The following is a 15,971-nucleotide window of genomic DNA, read 5'->3' as shown; positions in this document are numbered from 1 at the left end:
TTATCTCTTTTTTTTTGACATCATCAACGCTTTGGAATTACGCAGAAGCCGAAGCAATCTTAATCCGAAAGGAATCTTCTCTATCAAATATGTAAAACAGAGTTTCATTATAACTGTCCAACAGCCATAATCCAACGCATTTCTTAAGAATATTTTCAATAACACATCAAACTCCCGATAATATGGTCTATACAGCATATATCGATTACAGAAGCCTTCCACATAAAAGACTAATTGGTTCTTTTCGTGATTTGATGTTAGACTAGAGAGTATCTCACGATATGTAATGACAAACGAACCACCTTGAGTTTTAACATCTGTCCCATTTACAATTGAACCATGTCTCATAATATAGTAATACGTATCATCATCATAAACATATGCATGCTGCAAATGCTTTATCAGATTGAATGACCACAAATGATCTTCAAAAAGCAATTTATCTCTGAATAACAATTGATTATCGATGACAAATGATCTTTTTAGCAATTTGTTCCATACACTGACATGAATAGTTCGATACTTATAGTAATGCAGATTGGCATCATCATTAGACAATATTTGTAATGGAGGATTCTTTTTAGTATTATCCACAGGAACTGCAACTGGACAATATACATAATTACCTTGTACCATCTCTATACTTTCATCCATAAGGATTGGGGTTATCAATGTTTCAATGCAGGTGGAAATAATCTCATCATCACTATCCATAAAATAGATATAATCACCTGTTATTAATGATATTCCGACATTTCTAGTCGCTGATAGCCCTTTGTTTTCCTGATGAACAACCTGTATGCGGTGATCTTTAGTGGCATATTCATCACATATACTTCCACTTTGATCAGTACTACCGTCATCGATAAGAATAATCTCAAGATTCTTGTAGGTTTGATTTAATATCGAATCTAGGCTCTTCTCCAGATATAGTTCTACATTATATACAGGAACAATAAATGAAATCAACGGATTCACCATTTTCTTTTAGGTATTACAATTAATCAATAGGAGGATATCAAAGTCTATTTTCTACACACTCTGTGATATCAAATTTCCTTTTTACCACCATTATTGGTTTATTATTATATTAATCTACCTGAGGTACAGAATTATATGGATTGCATATTGGATGTAATAGTTTTAATTTTCTTAAACTATCTGCTATAAAATTCTTGAATTTGAGTTGGGGCGCTCGAGAATCAATCCTACAGTTTTTCCACATTGTCATTCTCTGGTATTTATAAAAAGAGCTATTGTATGGATGGGGTGATCGTACATATGACTCCCAAGGCCTAAAGTAACCAGAATAATGGACAATAACAGGATCCTTCTCTGCTTCCTTAACTTCCTGCACGATACCCTTCTCAACAAAGAAATCCTTACATAAGAAGCCACTATGCAAATTATACTTTATCGGAAGACGGATTTTCTTGTTCCAAAACATGCCATTCAATATATCCTGATCATGGAAAGTCAAATTAGAATATCGCCCCTCAATATAATTAATGAAACGCTGCGTCATGTTGTTTTCTCGCCAATATTTCAGATTAATCAGCAAGACTCCTGCATTAAAATACCCAGCATCCAGAGGATAACCTAATCGCTTATCATAATCGACATCACCATAAAAAGTATCACTTACTGCAGCTATAGCATAGTTGGTAAGGTCCGTATTCCATAATGACAATAGGGAATGTCTAACTATAATATCGCCATCTAGATATAACACTTTATCTATATCACAAGGAAGGAAATCCGCCAAGAAAAGGCGAAAGTATGTGGCATTGGACAATCCTTGTCTATTGGCAGTTGAGGGCAGTTTTGCACATATTTCTTTAACCAAATAGAAATCAATAGTTACATAATTTTCAAATCTTTTCAAATTATCTTTTAGATTATACTTATCTTTTCGAGTTACACTATCATCAATAACCACATAGAAAGCAATATCTACATCTTGATTATTGGAACATATGGAATACATCATCACACCAGTTGGCATGATAAAGCCTTTATCAAGGCATACTGTTATATTTATTTTTTCTTTCATATAAGTTCTATTCTTCTGAAGCAATAAAGGCTATCAGATGAGAGATTTGAGTCTCTAACGAGTATCGATCCAAAAAGAATGCTGCTAAACCTGTTCTCGCCTTTTCGCTTGGAGGATTCGTTAGCATATCCTTCATGTGAATAGCCAGATTATCTGAGGAATATGGATTAAACATAGGAATCATACCACATGTGACCTCTTTAAATACAGGGATATCTGAAACAATGGTTGGTGTTTTCAAGATAACAGCTTCTATAGGAGTCCAACCAAATCCTTCTTTTAGCGATGGGGAGACAAATAAGTCTGCGTGAGTATACAGATAGCGCAATTCTCCTTCCGTCCGATAAGATGAGTCAAAGATAACCCTATCTTTTATGTTAAGTTCTTCCACAAGTGTAACAAGCTTCTTACGGTCTTCTTCATTTTTCTGATCTCCTTTTAAATATAACAAATGAGGTATTTCATCTTTCAAGATGTAAAATGCTCGTATAAGTATTTCTGCATTTTTGTACCTCTGAAAGCGATTAACGTCCAATATATATTTTTTCCCAGCTATGTCCCCTATTTTTTGCTCAGCAATATCAAAATCGAATGCGATGCTGTTATAAATAACCATTGACTCTTGGCTATCACGGCGCAAAAGTTCGTCATGTGTACTTTGAGAAATTGATATAAGATGAGGAATTCTTCTTATCATTATCTTGCGATACAAACGCCATGGATAATATAAGAACCTGTCTTTTCGGATATCATATAGAAACAAATCATGTAAGACCGCAAAATACTTAATGGGCTTACCAAAGCGAAAAAAAGCATCAAAACAGTGAGGATGTAATACAATAGTTATTCCCCGTTTGTGTATCTCTTTTTTTAACATCCTAGGCAGATAACCTGAGACTCTATAAAAATGCCGTTTATAAGCCTGAGGGTATTTATTATTTAAGACAATTTTTTCAACGTTTTGTCCTACAAGATTATCGATAAAGCTCTCTGTTCCCTTCCAAATAAGAACATAAACCTGATAAGAGCTATATTTTAACAAACCTTGTAATAACCGGCCTGCATAGACTACTGTTGATTCCGATGCCGTCCATGAGCTATCAAAGAATGAACAATCTATCAATATATTCTCTTTATTCTGCATGGTAAAAATGTGTGTTATTTAGGTATTTTTTCACAAATTCCCTTATCGTCTTTCTTTCTTCAGCCTTAAGACCAAAGAAATATGAAGATACCAAGGTAAAAGTTAATATTCCCACCAGATGGACTAAATGCCACAAGGACGAGTTTGATTGAATGCGAGAGGTCAGTATCAAACAGAGTACAACAGGCAGACAAACCAAGATGACATTCCAATAGACATCCTTACAATACCGCCATACGGGGAAGTTGAGAATAGTTTTCATCATATAAAGTTGGGCTATACGCCAAATAATGTCTGCAATAAGAAATACTACCAGCAACATATAGGCAGGACTACCAATCTTCAAAATTCCATAACCAATAGGAATACATGACAATGTAATAATTGTAAAGGCCATCTTGAATCTGGATATTTTACCTGATGCTTCTGCAACGTGATTGAGTGAGCCGTCTGTAATAGCCCAGAATACCATCAGCATCATCATCCGACAGAAAACCAATGCACCTTCAGGAACCTTTATCAACCATAAATGCAAGATAAAATCAAGCTCTGCCCAAAGAGGGAAAAAAGCTAAAGCCATCATCAGCATGCAATACTTGCCAACACGACTAGCCAGGAAATAAACCCTTTCCACATCACCGCTACTATAACTCTGCGTAATCTGAGGGGCTGCAGCACTATGGAAATTACTAGCAAACGGACCGATGACACGCTCGATGGCTTTAGCAATAGCATAGGCACCATTAACCACTGTTCCAAAGAAATAGTTAATCAGCAACATACTTCCTTCCCCCCTAGTCATGCCAGCAAGACCTGAAATCAGGTTATAAGAACTAAACACTAGCATTTCTTTATATTGCTGCCATTCCTTAACGAAGTGCCACTTCACAATCTCCGGCCATTTACTATAACTATAAATATGGTAAATCAGGAATGGGGCCAGTTCTGTAAGCGTTTCAATCAACGCAAAGGCTCGGACACGATTGCCATCATAAGTTAGCAGCCAGAACAACAGACATAACTGAATAATTTTGGCTACGATGAAAACAGTTGCAGTAAACAGGAACTTCTCGCTGGCGTTGAAAAGGCTCCCAAAAGGGATATTCAGAATACCCATACAACAAGCGATTGTTGCTATTTGGAATACAAACATTGCATCTGCCTCTTTGCCTGGATCCACATTCAGATAATGATGGATATAAAATACGCCTCCAATTTCCAGTAATGCAAACAGAAGCAAGGCCATCCCAACATGTAACACATGACAAACATTGAACACGCGATTAAGATTGCCGAACTTCTTACCTCGTTCAACATTAATGAAGCGAATGGTTGTACCTGCAAGAGAAGCGGAAATAAAAGTAAATAACACCACCACGCCTCCAACAACACTGTTCAGACCATAATCCGACACGCCAAGTGCTTCTAGGGCAAGACGCGATGTATAAAGTCCTAGGAACATCCTTAGCATCAGTTGGCCATAGACCACCAGTGTATTCTTGGCAATGCGTTTATTTCCTTTACTATAATCCTGTATAATCATTTATATATTTCCAGTCTTTAGGATAACAGATTATTTATACGATTTTACTCACGTCTCGTAATTCATAAGAAGGCCCTTTGGGCTTAAGCCCAAAGGCTCTCATTTTATCTCCTATAAAATTTCTTAGTTTTATATTCGGCGATCTGAAATCATATTTTAGCCCCCTCCAGATTGTGCATTTTTGATATTTATAAAAGAGCGTGCTCAATGGAGGCTCATTCTTATTATATTTAAACCAAGGTTTATCTCCGCCAGCATAATGTATAATTACCGATTCCTGCAGTGATTCTGATATTTTTTGCTCGAACTTAGTATTATTCCATTTGGGATTCTTATATAAAAACACTGTCATTAGATTATACTTAATTGGAAGATTAAGTTTAGAAGTATGGAATAACATATTTAAAACATCTTGATCATAATATCTAAGTTTATCTCCATCGTCCAACAAATCAACAAAATCCTTTATACAATTATGCTTTCTCCAATAATCTAGATTTATAATACATACACCTGAATTAAAATAGCCATACGCCATCGGATAACCCAAACGTTCGAATTCTTCTGGTTCAGCTGCCACCATACAATCTGTTGCCGCTGCTACTGGATAATCACTGATATCCAAATTCCATAACGGCAATAGTGAATCTCTTACAATTACATCACCGTCCAGATATAAAACCTTATTAATCGTATCTGGCAGGATTTCCGTGAGAAACAATCTAAAATAGGCTGTTATAGTAATGTCTGCTCTATTTGTTATAGCAGGTATCTTCTCCACAAAGTTTTTATCAATATCATAAAACATGATTCTCTTCCCGCTAAACTGTTGAATTACTCCATTCAAATCAGCCTTATCATTATCCGATACACTATTGGAACATATCACATGGAGAACGATATCCACATCTTGATTGTTATAACACAGGGAGTACATCATTACTCCAGTAGGCATCACGAACCTATGATCAGTACATACGACTATATCCATCTTTCATTTATAATTGAGAAAAAGTAGGGGGACACCACATTATAGTTAAATGTGGAGTCTGGTTCGTTTATTATGTATTATTCTGCTCATCACATTAATCCTACTGATTCCCAGTGAGGTCAATGATTCTGCGATTATGAAAACCGCCGCAATTACAGCAGCTTATCGAAAAAGCACTGCAAAGGTACAACATTTTTCTGAGAACAGAAATAAATCATGGTACATATTTATATCGCAGAATTTCATTTTCCAAATTATTGAGCAAGAAGCATACAGATAGAGTGCACTACCCTTTGGCAGAACCTGGGCAGCGACATTCTTGATGTTCTCTATAATCTGCGATCTATCCATACTCTAAAGCAATACGAGCGATTCAAGTCGCCATAATTGTCGTCCTTCAGTTTTTTCTGTAGGGCGATGCTATACAGATAATTCTTTTCGGCCTCATCATTATCTATCTCAAGATAGATGAATTCCAATTGCTGATAGGGCCAGGGGCAACATCAGCAACAGGGTTAATAGATAAAGTTTCAGGATTCCAGACTTCATAATGATGGGGTCAGGGGTTGTACATGTCCTTGCAGTAGAAGGCCATGATGTCGTCGAGCATGTGCTTGGCCTCGACAGCTGGGCTGTCGGGGTCAAGCTCTATAGCGCGAATATAGTTGTTGATGGCTTCATGCCATTGGCCGCGTTTGCGAGCCTCATTGCCAAGTTCGTAAAACTCTTGTGCAGTCATCTTCTATTCTTTTTGGCACGGATTACACGGCTCTCTTATCGAGAAACACTGCTTTTATCAACAACCAGCCGTGTCTTTATTTATAAAGCCGTGTTAATCCGTGCCTAAACATAATACTCATGTTTGCCCGCTGCGAGGGTGTTCTTCATCAGCGAACAGATGGTCATGGGGCCTACTCCACCAGGAACAGGTGTGATATAGCTGCATTTAGGAGCTACCTCGTCGAACTTCACGTCGCCATTCAGGCGGAAGCCGCTCTTTCTTGTGGCATCGGGCACACGAGTAGTACCGACGTCTACTATCACAGCACCATCCTTCACCATATCAGCCGTTACGAAGTCGGGCTGACCAATAGCGGCGATGATGATATCAGCTGCACGGCACTCCTCCTTCAGGGTCTTTGAACGCGAATGACAAACAGTAACGGTAGCATCGCCATACTGTTTCTGCATCATGAGCTGAGCCATAGGCTTACCAACGATGTTCGAGCGTCCCAGGATGACGCACTTCTTTCCGCTAGTCTCGATACCATAGCGCTTCAGCAAAGTGATGATGCCGAGCGGTGTGGCTGAAATGAAGCAAGGCAGTCCGATGGCCATACGACCTACGTTGATGGGATGGAAACCGTCCACATCTTTACGGTAGTCGATTGCCTCGATAATCTTCTGTTCGTCGATATGCTTGGGAAGAGGCAGCTGTACGATGAATCCATCTACATCCTCGTCCTTGTTGAGCTTGTCGACGCAAGCCAGAAGCTCAGCTTCGGTAATGTCATCCTCAAAACGAATGAGTGTTGACTTGAAGCCACACGCCTCACAAGCCAACACCTTATTCTTCACATAGGTTTCAGAGCCGCCATCATGACCCACGAGCACCGCAGCCAGATGGGGCTGCTTGCCTCCTTGGGCAACAATCTCTTTCACCTCTTCAGCAATCTCAGCCTTGATAGCTGCTGCTGTTGCTTTTCCGTCAATTAACTGCATGTCTAGTGTATTATTTCTAAATATTTGATTCTTTCTAGAACTTCGGCATTCCACCCTTCATAGCTCTCATGGCGTTGGCCATCTGAGCCATCTTCGACGAGCCCATGCCCGTCACCATCTTCATCATCTTACGGGTCTGGTCGAACTGCTTCATCAAACGGTTCACGTCTTCGAGTTTCGTACCTGAGCCAGCTGCTATACGGCGGCGTCGGCTCTGGTTGATGATATCAGGGTTAGCACGCTCCTTTGGTGTCATCGAGTTGATGATGGCCTCGATGCCCTTGAAGGCGTTGTCGTCGATATCGATATCCTTGATCTGCTTGCCCACACCGGGAATCATGGCAGCCAGATCTTTCACGTTACCCATTTTCTTGATCTGCTGAATCTGTCCCATGAAGTCGTCGAAATCGAACTTGTTCTTACGGATCTTCTTCTCCAGGCGCTTAGCCTCTTCCTCGTCATACTGCTGCTGAGCGCGTTCTACGAGGCTGACGATATCACCCATGCCAAGAATACGGTCGGCCATACGTTCCGGGTGGAACACATCGATAGCCTCCATCTTCTCGCCCGTACCCACGAACTTGATGGGTTTGGTCACTACAGTGCGGATAGAGAGGGCAGCACCACCACGGGTGTCACCATCGAGTTTGGTCAGTACCACGCCGTCGAAGTCAAGACGATCGTTGAACTCCTTGGCAGTATTCACCGCATCCTGACCCGTCATCGAGTCAACCACGAAGAGTGTTTCGTTGGGATTGATGGCATTTTTCAGTGACTCAATCTCGTTCATCATCTCCTCATCTACTGCCAGTCGACCTGCAGTATCGATAATCACCACGTCATTCGCCTTGGCCTTAGCCTCCTGAATGGCATGGTTGGCAATTTCAATCACATTCTTATTGTCGGGCTCAGAATAAACGGGCACGCCTACGCTCTCTCCCACTACGTGCAACTGCTGTATGGCTGCAGGACGATAAACGTCGCAGGCCACTAGCAGCGGCTTCTTGTGATTGCGGGTCTTGAGCAGATTGGCGAGTTTTCCGCTGAATGTAGTCTTACCAGAACCCTGCAGACCTGACATCAGGATGATGGCAGGAGCACCTGGGCGACCCTCGATCTTCAGCTCAGCGGCCTTTCCACCCATAAGTTCTGCCAACTCGTCGTGAACAATCTTCACCATCAGCTGACTGGGCTTCACGGCTGTGAGCACATTCATACCCATAGCCTTCTGCTTCACGGTGTCTGTAAAGCTCTTAGCCACCTTATAGTTTACGTCGGCATCCAACAAGGCGCGACGCACGTCTTTCAGAGTCTCTGCTACATTGATTTCGGTGATTTTTCCTTCACCCTTCAGTATCTTAAATGATCTCTCAAGTCTATCTGATAAATTCTCAAACATATATACCTTATTTATTTAGGGCGCAAAATTACAAATAAAAAACGAGACTCACAAACTTTAAGCCCCGTTTTTTACCTTTTTACTTTTTTATCTTTTCGAGAATTCGCAACCGCAATACTGCTGATTGTAGAAATTGTATTCCTTCAGCAACTGGTTGCGGCGCTCGTAGAGCCCGCCTTTTCGCCAGTTCTGCGCCCAAAAGGTAGTACCCTCTACGATTTGTTCTGCCTGATGGCCAGCACGTTCTATCTGCTCCAGACTCTTCCATCGACTTGAAGCCAACGTGGTGGTAAAATAGTTGATACCCAACTCCTTAGCCTTCTTGGCGGCCACGGTGAGACGAAGTGCGAAGCACTGCTCACAGCGCCTTCCCCGTTCAGGCTCTCCCTCCAGGCCACACACATCCTGGCGCCATTGCTCATGGTTGTAGTCGCCATCAATCCACGTCAGCCCCAGACTCTCAGCATGGCGCTTGCTTTCCTGCTTTCGGATCTCATATTCCTCGAAGGGATAGATGTTAGGATTATAATAGAAGATGGTAGGACGGATATCGTGCTGCACCAGCCATTCCACGATGGCTGACGAACAGGGCGCGCAACAAGCATGCAGCAACACCTCATGCAATCCCTCCGGTACTATAATCGCTGGTTTCTTCACTCTTCAACATCTATAATCCGCGCGCTTTCCAGATACGGTCCTTGGCCGCGTTTATCTCTTGGAACTTCTTCTCAGCAGCCTTACGCACATCGTCGCCCAAAGCGGCCACCTTGTCAGGATGATGCTCAAGCGCAAGCTTGCGATAAGCTTTCTTCAGCTCATCGTCTGTCGCATCAGGACTCACACCCAGCACTTTATAAGCATCTTCAAGGGTATTGCCTTCGAGATGGAGCATCGAGTCAACCTCGACCACACGCAGTCCCATCCATTGGGCGCACTCTTTCAAAGCCGTTATCTCGCTCTGAGGCACGTTCCCGTCAGCTTTGGCCACCATCACGAGATAATTCAGCAGCTGGAGTCGCTGCGAGTAGTCCATCTGACGATTAATCTGCGCACAGCAATCGCTCACCGTCTGTTTGAACTGCGCCCATCCCTCCCGCTTCTGTTCATCGAAAAGTTTGTTCAGAATATCATTGCCCTGTTGAACGGCAGTGACACCAAAGTTCTGACGCAGCATCTGGCGCACCAGTTCCATCTCTGAGTGCATCGCCTTGCCGTCGGCCTTAATGATATAAGAAGAGAGCACCAGCAATGAAAAGAGGAAACTGTTGCGATTGCCCTGTTGCTGACGCTGGCGATAAGCTTGCTGATAGGCCTGATTAAAGTCCTGATACGAGCGCTGCTGCCACGACCCCTGGTCTCTACTTGAGCCAGAGCCCCATGTTCCGGAGTTATCTGGTGTGTTCACCCCGTCGAGCATCGAGTCGAAGAGAGAGCCAACGAGATAACCTGCCAAAGCGCCCAAAGGGCCACCAGCCATCCATCCTATGAATCCTCCTATCCACTTTCCTGCTGCCATCGTATTTTTCTTTTTTGCATGCAAAAGTACACAAAATATCCGAGACCGCAAAGCGATTAGGATTAATTCACTTTTCCTTTGACATCAAATATTCAGACAAAAAGCTTGAAATTATGAGTCATTGCCCGAAAGTCCTATCTAAACAACTCGGAAGTGACGTCTAAAGTCAGACTTTCCTCGGAGTAAACCTTAACTTTCCCCGTAGCAAACTCCCAAACAGCCTAAAAGCCTCTCTCTGTCGCTCTATTTCAAACAAACCGAGAGAAGCTTTTTTAGTAATATCTATTGACAAGCTATTTCTTTATCAGTGAGGCAATCCAAAGGATGGCAACGGCACCGATAATAGCTGTGCCAAGCTGACCAAGGACACCTCCCCATGTGATGCCAAGCTGACCGAACAACCAGCCGCCAACAAGGCCGCCAAACAGACCAAGCACCAGATTCATGATGAAACCGAAGCCGCCACCTTTCATCAACTTGCCAGCACAGAAACCAGCCAGACATCCAATGATAATCGAACCTATAATACCCATAATTTTACAGTTTATTTGGTTTTATGCTGCAAAAATAGGAAATAAAACTGAAAGCACAAAGAAAAACGCTCACTTTTTGCGCTTATCAGCCAGGTACATGCCTACAAGGATGAGCACGGTGCCAAGGATGAAATAGATGGTGATCTGCTCTGAGAGGATGGCCCAGGCAAAGAGTATCGTTGTGACGGGATTGAAGTAAATATAGTTGGTGGCTGTAACGGCTCCGAGTTTCTTCAATACCCAGTTCCAGGCCAGATAACACAGCATGGAGGCCACACAACCGAGGAACAGAAGATTCCAAAGCAGCGAGGGCTGATGAAGTACTACAGAGACATTCAACCCTGGGTAGACGATGAAATAGGGAATCATCGACACCAGTCCGTAGAAAAACACCTTGCGTGTGATGAACAGTGTGTCGTAACGCTGATTGGCGCGAATCATCATCAGCGAGTAGAAGCCCCAGCAGAGTGCTGCACAGAAAGCCAGCGAGTCGCCTAATGGTGAGAGATGGAGCACAAAATGGCCATTCAGAACGACAGCCACCACACCCAGGGCTGCCATCAGCGAGCCCACACACTGCAGACGATTCAGGCGTTGCGACTGATAGAAGAGCGAAATCAGGAAGGTGGCCACAAGCGGCGACAGACTCACGATGAGCGAAGTGTTGGTTGTCGTGGTGTAGTTCATCGAAGTGTTCTCTGCCAGAAAGTACAGCGAGCCACCCGTGATGCCCAATGCAACCATGAGAAGCTCGTCGCGCCAGTTGTCGGAGAGCCACCTAAAGGGTCTTCCTTCAGGCTGGCGTACCAGCAGCGAGTAGCCCAGTATGAGCAGATAGGCAATAGTGAAGCGCAGCGTGAAAATCTGCGCTGGTGTAAGCCCACCAAGTAGTAGCAGTTTGGTGAAGACGAACGTCGATCCCCAAATGGCTACTACGATGAAGGCTACGAGATGATATAAAAGTCTATTGTTTGATTTCAATGTCGTGCTTTACGTTGTTACGGATCTTGGTGAGATACTTCTTCATCCCAGCAGCATCCTTGTTGTCGATAATTTCCAGCAACTCCTTCAACTCCGTACGAATCTGTGCCACCTGATCGTGGGTATAGGGGTTGAAAAGTATTTCCTGAAGCAGGTAGTCGTCCTCGTTAAGCACACCCTTAGCAATCCTCATGTGGCGCTTGAAGGTGGTACCAGGCGCATCCTGATGCTTCATGACAGCAGCAAAGACGAAGGTTGAAACGAACGGGATACTCAGCGAGTAAGCCACAGTCTTATCGTGCTCCTCGAAAGAGTACTCGTAGATGTTAAGTCCCAACTTCTGATAGAGGTCCTTGAAGAAGATACGTCCCATATAGTCGCCCTCGCTGATGATAATGGCATTCTCCTCAGAGAGCTGCTGCAGATTAGCGAACGTAGGACCGAACATGGGGTGAGTAGAGACATAGCGCATGCCTGTCTGCTCGTAAAACTCCTTCATATCTGTCTTTACCGAGGCGATGTCGCTGATGATACACTCCTTGGGAAGATAAGGAATAACCTCCTTAAACACAGGGATGGTGTATTTCAGCGTAACAGCATTGATGAGCAGTTCGGGTTTAAACTCTTTAATCTCTTCAAAAGTAGTGAAGCGCTGACAATTGTAGGTAAAGCGCATACGCTTGGCGTCGCGCTCAAAGACAGCTACTTCATGTTCAAAGCTCAGCAGGTCGATGAAGAAGCTTCCCATCTTACCTGCGCCCATTATTAAAATTTTCATTGCATCTATTTATATTAGGCACGGATTAACACGGCTCTCTTTTAGAGATACGCAACTTTTTTGCAAAGCCAGCCGTGTTCTTATTTATAAAGCCGCGTTAATCCGTGCCAAAATCCTCTTACTTATTGATGATCTCAATCTGCTGACGTACTGATTCCTCGTGGATGTTCTCGAATACATGGGCTACGAATTCAGGATCCATGCCACAGAGCGAGCCCTGAGCACCACGCTTGTTAAGTATCTCATTATAACGATTAGCCTGAAGCACGGTCATGTTGTGCTCCTTCTTGTACTGACCAATCTCACGACAAACCCTCATGCGCTTAGCAAGCAGATCCATCAGTTGGTTGTCGAGCTCATCAATCTGCTTACGAAGCTGGGTGATGCCCTCGGTGGTTGTCTTCTCGTCGCGGATGACGAGAAGCGACAGAATGTAGTCGAGCACATCGGGAGTAACCTGCTGTTTGGCATCGCTCCAAGCCTTGTCAGGATCGCAATGACTCTCGATGATCAGACCGTCGAAACCAAGGTCCATAGCCTGCTGGCAAAGAGGTGCAATCAGCTCGCGACGACCTCCGATGTGAGATGGATCGCTGATGATAGGCAACTCGGGCACACGGCGGCGCAGCTCGATGGGAATCTGCCACATAGGCATGTTGCGGTATATCTTCTGTTCGTAAGAAGAGAATCCACGATGAATAGCGCCCAGACGCTTCACGCCAGCCTGATTAAGGCGCTCCAAGGCACCAATCCAAAGCTCGAGGTCGGGGTTGACAGGGTTCTTCACAAACACAGGGATATCTACCCCTTTCAAGGAATCAGCGATGGCCTGCATGGCAAAGGGATTGGCTGAGGTACGGGCACCAATCCAAAGGATGTCGACACCATGCTTCAGACACAGTTCCACATGCTCTGGGGTAGCCACCTCGGTAGATACCAGCATCTTGGTTTCCTTCTTTACCTGCTCCAACCAAACCAGCGCGGGCTCACCATGTCCTTCGAAGCCTCCTGGCTTGGTACGGGGCTTCCACACACCAGCACGGAAGTTATGGCAGCCCTTCATAGCCAGCTCGCGGGCTGTAGTCATCACCTGTTCCTCAGTCTCTGCAGAGCAAGGGCCTGCAATCACGAAGGGACGTTCATTGTCACTCGGTAAATTCAATGGTTGTAAATCCAGTTCCATAATCTATTTCTTTTTTAATTATTTCTACCAATTAAGTGCCTTAATACGCTCAAGAGCTGCCTGTAACTTCTCTTCCTTGGCACAAAGCGAGATGCGGATATATCTGGCGCCATTGGAGCCAAAGATGAAGCCTGGGGTGATGAAGACACGAGCCTCGTGGAGCACGCGCTCCGTCAGGTCTTCTACGTCAGCATACTTCTCAGGAATCTTGCCCCAGAGAAACATGCCCACCTGCTTCTTATCGAAAGTGCAACCCAGCACATCCATAATCTGCTCTGCATACTGGCGACGACGGCTATAGGTCTCGATATTAGCCTCATGGTGCCACTCTTCTGAGTTTCGAAGAGCCTCAGCAGCAGCTAACTGCACACCACGGAAGGTTCCTGAGTCTATGTTGCTCTTGATCTTCAGTATCCAGGAGATGAAAGTGGCGTTGGTGGCACACATACCAACACGCCAGCCTGGCATATTATGGCTCTTCGACATCGAGTTGAACTCGATGCAGCAGTCCTTAGCACCAGGCACCTGAAGCAGCGACATGGGTTTCTCGTTTAGAATGAAAGAGTATGGATTATCATTCACCACCACGATGCCGTGATCCTTGGCAAACTTCACCAGTCGCTCGTAAGTCTCCATGCGGGCATTGCCACCAGTAGGCATGTTAGGATAGTTGGTCCACATCAGCTTCACTTTCGAGAGATCCATTTTTTCCAGTTCCTCAAAGTCGGGCTGCCAACCGTTATCCTCACGCAGATTGTAGTTTACAATCTTTGCGCCCAGAATCTTCGACAGCGAGGTATATGTGGGATAGCCTGGATTGGGCACCAGCACCTCGTCGCCAGGATTGACGAACGCCAAGGTTACATGGAGTATACCCTCCTTAGAACCTATCAGCGGCTGGATCTCTGTCTTAGAATCGAGATCCACGTTGTACCAGCGTTTGTAGAAATCAGCCATAGCCTCACGCAACTCTGGCGTACCCATGGTGGGTTGATAGCCGTGGGCGTTAGGATCGTGGGCCACCTCACAGAGCTTCTCAACAGTCTGTGGTGATGGCGGCATGTCAGGACTGCCTATGGCCAGACTGATAATATCCAGGCCTTCAGCATTGAGTTGGGCCACTTCCTTAAGTTTGCGACTGAAGTAGTATTCGCTGACTAAACTAAGTCTTTCTGCAGGTTCAATTGGTTTGTTTGCCATCTTTATATTCTCCTAATATCTTTAAGTCTTTTGTAAGTGGAATAATCGCATCTATAGACTGGCGGTATCGCGTCAGGTCGTCGTACATCACATCAACATAGAACAGATACTCCCACTCCCGCCCGATGATAGGCAATGACTGAATCTTCGTCAGGTTGATCTTATAGAACGAGAGGATTGCCAGCACATGAGAGAGTGAACCTTCCTCATGAGGCAGTGAGAATACAATGCTCGACTTGTTGGCGTCTGTCAGAGGGCGCAGCATGTCGGCCTTGTTGGGATTCGACACCACGAGGAAACGGGTGAAGTTATGTTTGTTGTCCTCAATATGGTCCTCAAGCACCTTCAGGCCATAGAGTTTCGCTGCTTCAGCATGACAGATGGCAGCCCACCCTTTCTTCTGCCCCTCAGCTATCATCTTTGCCGATCCTGCGGTGTCCTCGGCCTCCACATTCTTCAGCTGAGAATGCTGGGCCAGGAAGTCACGACACTGCATCAGGGCTACGGGATGAGAGTGAACCTCGGTAATCGTGTCCCAGTCGTCCTCTGGCAGACAGCAGATACAATGCGAGATGTGGAGTTTATGCTCTCCAACGATGGTAGTGCCTGAATCGCGCAGCAGCTCGTAGTTATGGAGCAGCGATCCTGCAATGGTATTCTCAATAGCAAGCATGCCTATGGCAGTAGGATCCTGCTTGATCTGAGCAAATACCTGTTCGAAGGTTGAACAACAAATCAACTGTATCTGTTCTCCTTCGAAATACAGGTGCGCCGCGATATCGTGGAACGATCCAATCAGTCCTTGAATAGCAATTCTCTTCATATTTACTTCTTTTCCTTTAATAAAAATCCCGCTTTCACGTATGTGAAGCGGGACCTTGTTTTTTTATCTTCTCAGTCATAAGTTGAATTATACGCAACTTCCCGC

17 protein-coding genes are annotated in these 15,971 nt (G+C 44.2%); all 17 read right to left on the bottom strand.

The window, feature by feature from the left end:
• The 17 genes from BMX82_RS09455 to BMX82_RS09380 all read right to left on the bottom strand — a co-directional run bounded on the left by BMX82_RS09455 (position 1) and on the right by BMX82_RS09380 (position 15,866).
• Complete coding sequence (locus tag BMX82_RS09455) at positions 1 to 981, bottom strand: glycosyltransferase family 2 protein (RefSeq protein WP_091768255.1); 981 nt, start codon at positions 979 to 981, stop codon at positions 1 to 3.
• A 109-nt stretch (positions 982 to 1,090) separates the two neighbouring features.
• The gene (locus BMX82_RS09450; RefSeq protein WP_091768252.1) at positions 1,091 to 2,053 is read right to left on the bottom strand and encodes a glycosyltransferase family 8 protein; all 963 of its coding nucleotides are present in this window, start codon (positions 2,051 to 2,053) and stop codon (positions 1,091 to 1,093) included.
• Positions 2,054 to 2,060: 7 nt separating this feature from the next.
• The gene (locus BMX82_RS09445; RefSeq protein ID WP_091768249.1) at positions 2,061 to 3,197 is read right to left on the bottom strand and encodes a glycosyltransferase family 4 protein; all 1,137 of its coding nucleotides are present in this window, start codon (positions 3,195 to 3,197) and stop codon (positions 2,061 to 2,063) included.
• The gene (locus BMX82_RS09440; RefSeq protein ID WP_091768246.1) at positions 3,187 to 4,740 is read right to left on the bottom strand and encodes a lipopolysaccharide biosynthesis protein; all 1,554 of its coding nucleotides are present in this window, start codon (positions 4,738 to 4,740) and stop codon (positions 3,187 to 3,189) included. Before BMX82_RS09440 ends, BMX82_RS09445 begins: the two co-directional genes overlap by 11 nt.
• Positions 4,741 to 4,774: 34 nt before the next feature.
• Entirely contained in the window at positions 4,775 to 5,731 is a 957-nt protein-coding gene (locus tag BMX82_RS09435) for a glycosyltransferase family 8 protein (protein WP_091768243.1), read from the bottom strand.
• Between the two features lie 329 nt (positions 5,732 to 6,060).
• A complete protein-coding gene (locus BMX82_RS13040) occupies positions 6,061 to 6,210 on the bottom strand; it encodes a hypothetical protein (RefSeq protein WP_177172069.1) in 150 nt (49 codons plus the stop codon).
• An 80-nt stretch (positions 6,211 to 6,290) separates the two neighbouring features.
• A complete protein-coding gene (locus tag BMX82_RS09430) occupies positions 6,291 to 6,470 on the bottom strand; it encodes a tetratricopeptide repeat protein (protein WP_091768240.1) in 180 nt (59 codons plus the stop codon).
• Positions 6,471 to 6,574: 104 nt separating this feature from the next.
• Entirely contained in the window at positions 6,575 to 7,453 is an 879-nt protein-coding gene (gene folD, locus BMX82_RS09425; RefSeq protein ID WP_091768237.1) for a bifunctional methylenetetrahydrofolate dehydrogenase/methenyltetrahydrofolate cyclohydrolase FolD, read from the bottom strand.
• 34 nt (positions 7,454 to 7,487) lie between these two features.
• Complete coding sequence (gene ffh / locus BMX82_RS09420; RefSeq protein WP_036911188.1) at positions 7,488 to 8,852, bottom strand: signal recognition particle protein; 1,365 nt, start codon at positions 8,850 to 8,852, stop codon at positions 7,488 to 7,490.
• Between the two features lie 87 nt (positions 8,853 to 8,939).
• Complete coding sequence (locus tag BMX82_RS09415) at positions 8,940 to 9,509, bottom strand: epoxyqueuosine reductase QueH (RefSeq protein WP_091768234.1); 570 nt, start codon at positions 9,507 to 9,509, stop codon at positions 8,940 to 8,942.
• Positions 9,510 to 9,519: 10 nt separating this feature from the next.
• Entirely contained in the window at positions 9,520 to 10,368 is an 849-nt protein-coding gene (locus BMX82_RS09410; RefSeq protein ID WP_091768231.1) for a DnaJ domain-containing protein, read from the bottom strand.
• Positions 10,369 to 10,661: 293 nt separating this feature from the next.
• The gene (locus BMX82_RS09405) at positions 10,662 to 10,901 is read right to left on the bottom strand and encodes a GlsB/YeaQ/YmgE family stress response membrane protein (protein WP_036911192.1); all 240 of its coding nucleotides are present in this window, start codon (positions 10,899 to 10,901) and stop codon (positions 10,662 to 10,664) included.
• A gap of 69 nt (positions 10,902 to 10,970) precedes the next feature.
• Entirely contained in the window at positions 10,971 to 11,882 is a 912-nt protein-coding gene (locus BMX82_RS09400) for a DMT family transporter (protein WP_091768228.1), read from the bottom strand.
• The gene (locus BMX82_RS09395) at positions 11,866 to 12,660 is read right to left on the bottom strand and encodes a prephenate dehydrogenase (protein WP_036911196.1); all 795 of its coding nucleotides are present in this window, start codon (positions 12,658 to 12,660) and stop codon (positions 11,866 to 11,868) included. Before BMX82_RS09395 ends, BMX82_RS09400 begins: the two co-directional genes overlap by 17 nt.
• A 118-nt stretch (positions 12,661 to 12,778) precedes the next feature.
• The gene (locus BMX82_RS09390) at positions 12,779 to 13,843 is read right to left on the bottom strand and encodes a bifunctional 3-deoxy-7-phosphoheptulonate synthase/chorismate mutase type II (protein WP_091768225.1); all 1,065 of its coding nucleotides are present in this window, start codon (positions 13,841 to 13,843) and stop codon (positions 12,779 to 12,781) included.
• A 24-nt stretch (positions 13,844 to 13,867) separates the two neighbouring features.
• Positions 13,868 to 15,043: a pyridoxal phosphate-dependent aminotransferase gene (locus BMX82_RS09385; RefSeq protein WP_374933529.1), complete on the bottom strand. Its 1,176-nt coding sequence runs from the start codon at positions 15,041 to 15,043 to the stop codon at positions 13,868 to 13,870.
• The gene (locus tag BMX82_RS09380; RefSeq protein ID WP_036911202.1) at positions 15,024 to 15,866 is read right to left on the bottom strand and encodes a prephenate dehydratase; all 843 of its coding nucleotides are present in this window, start codon (positions 15,864 to 15,866) and stop codon (positions 15,024 to 15,026) included. The genes BMX82_RS09385 and BMX82_RS09380 overlap by 20 nt, the downstream gene beginning before the upstream one ends.
• Positions 15,867 to 15,971: the final 105 nt, after the last annotated feature.

This window comes from Prevotella sp. khp7 (genome assembly GCF_900109055.1).
Taxonomy (GTDB): domain Bacteria; phylum Bacteroidota; class Bacteroidia; order Bacteroidales; family Bacteroidaceae; genus Prevotella.
The sequence above is the reverse complement of the archived record's forward strand: the minus strand, read 5'-3'. Positions and strand labels throughout refer to the sequence as shown.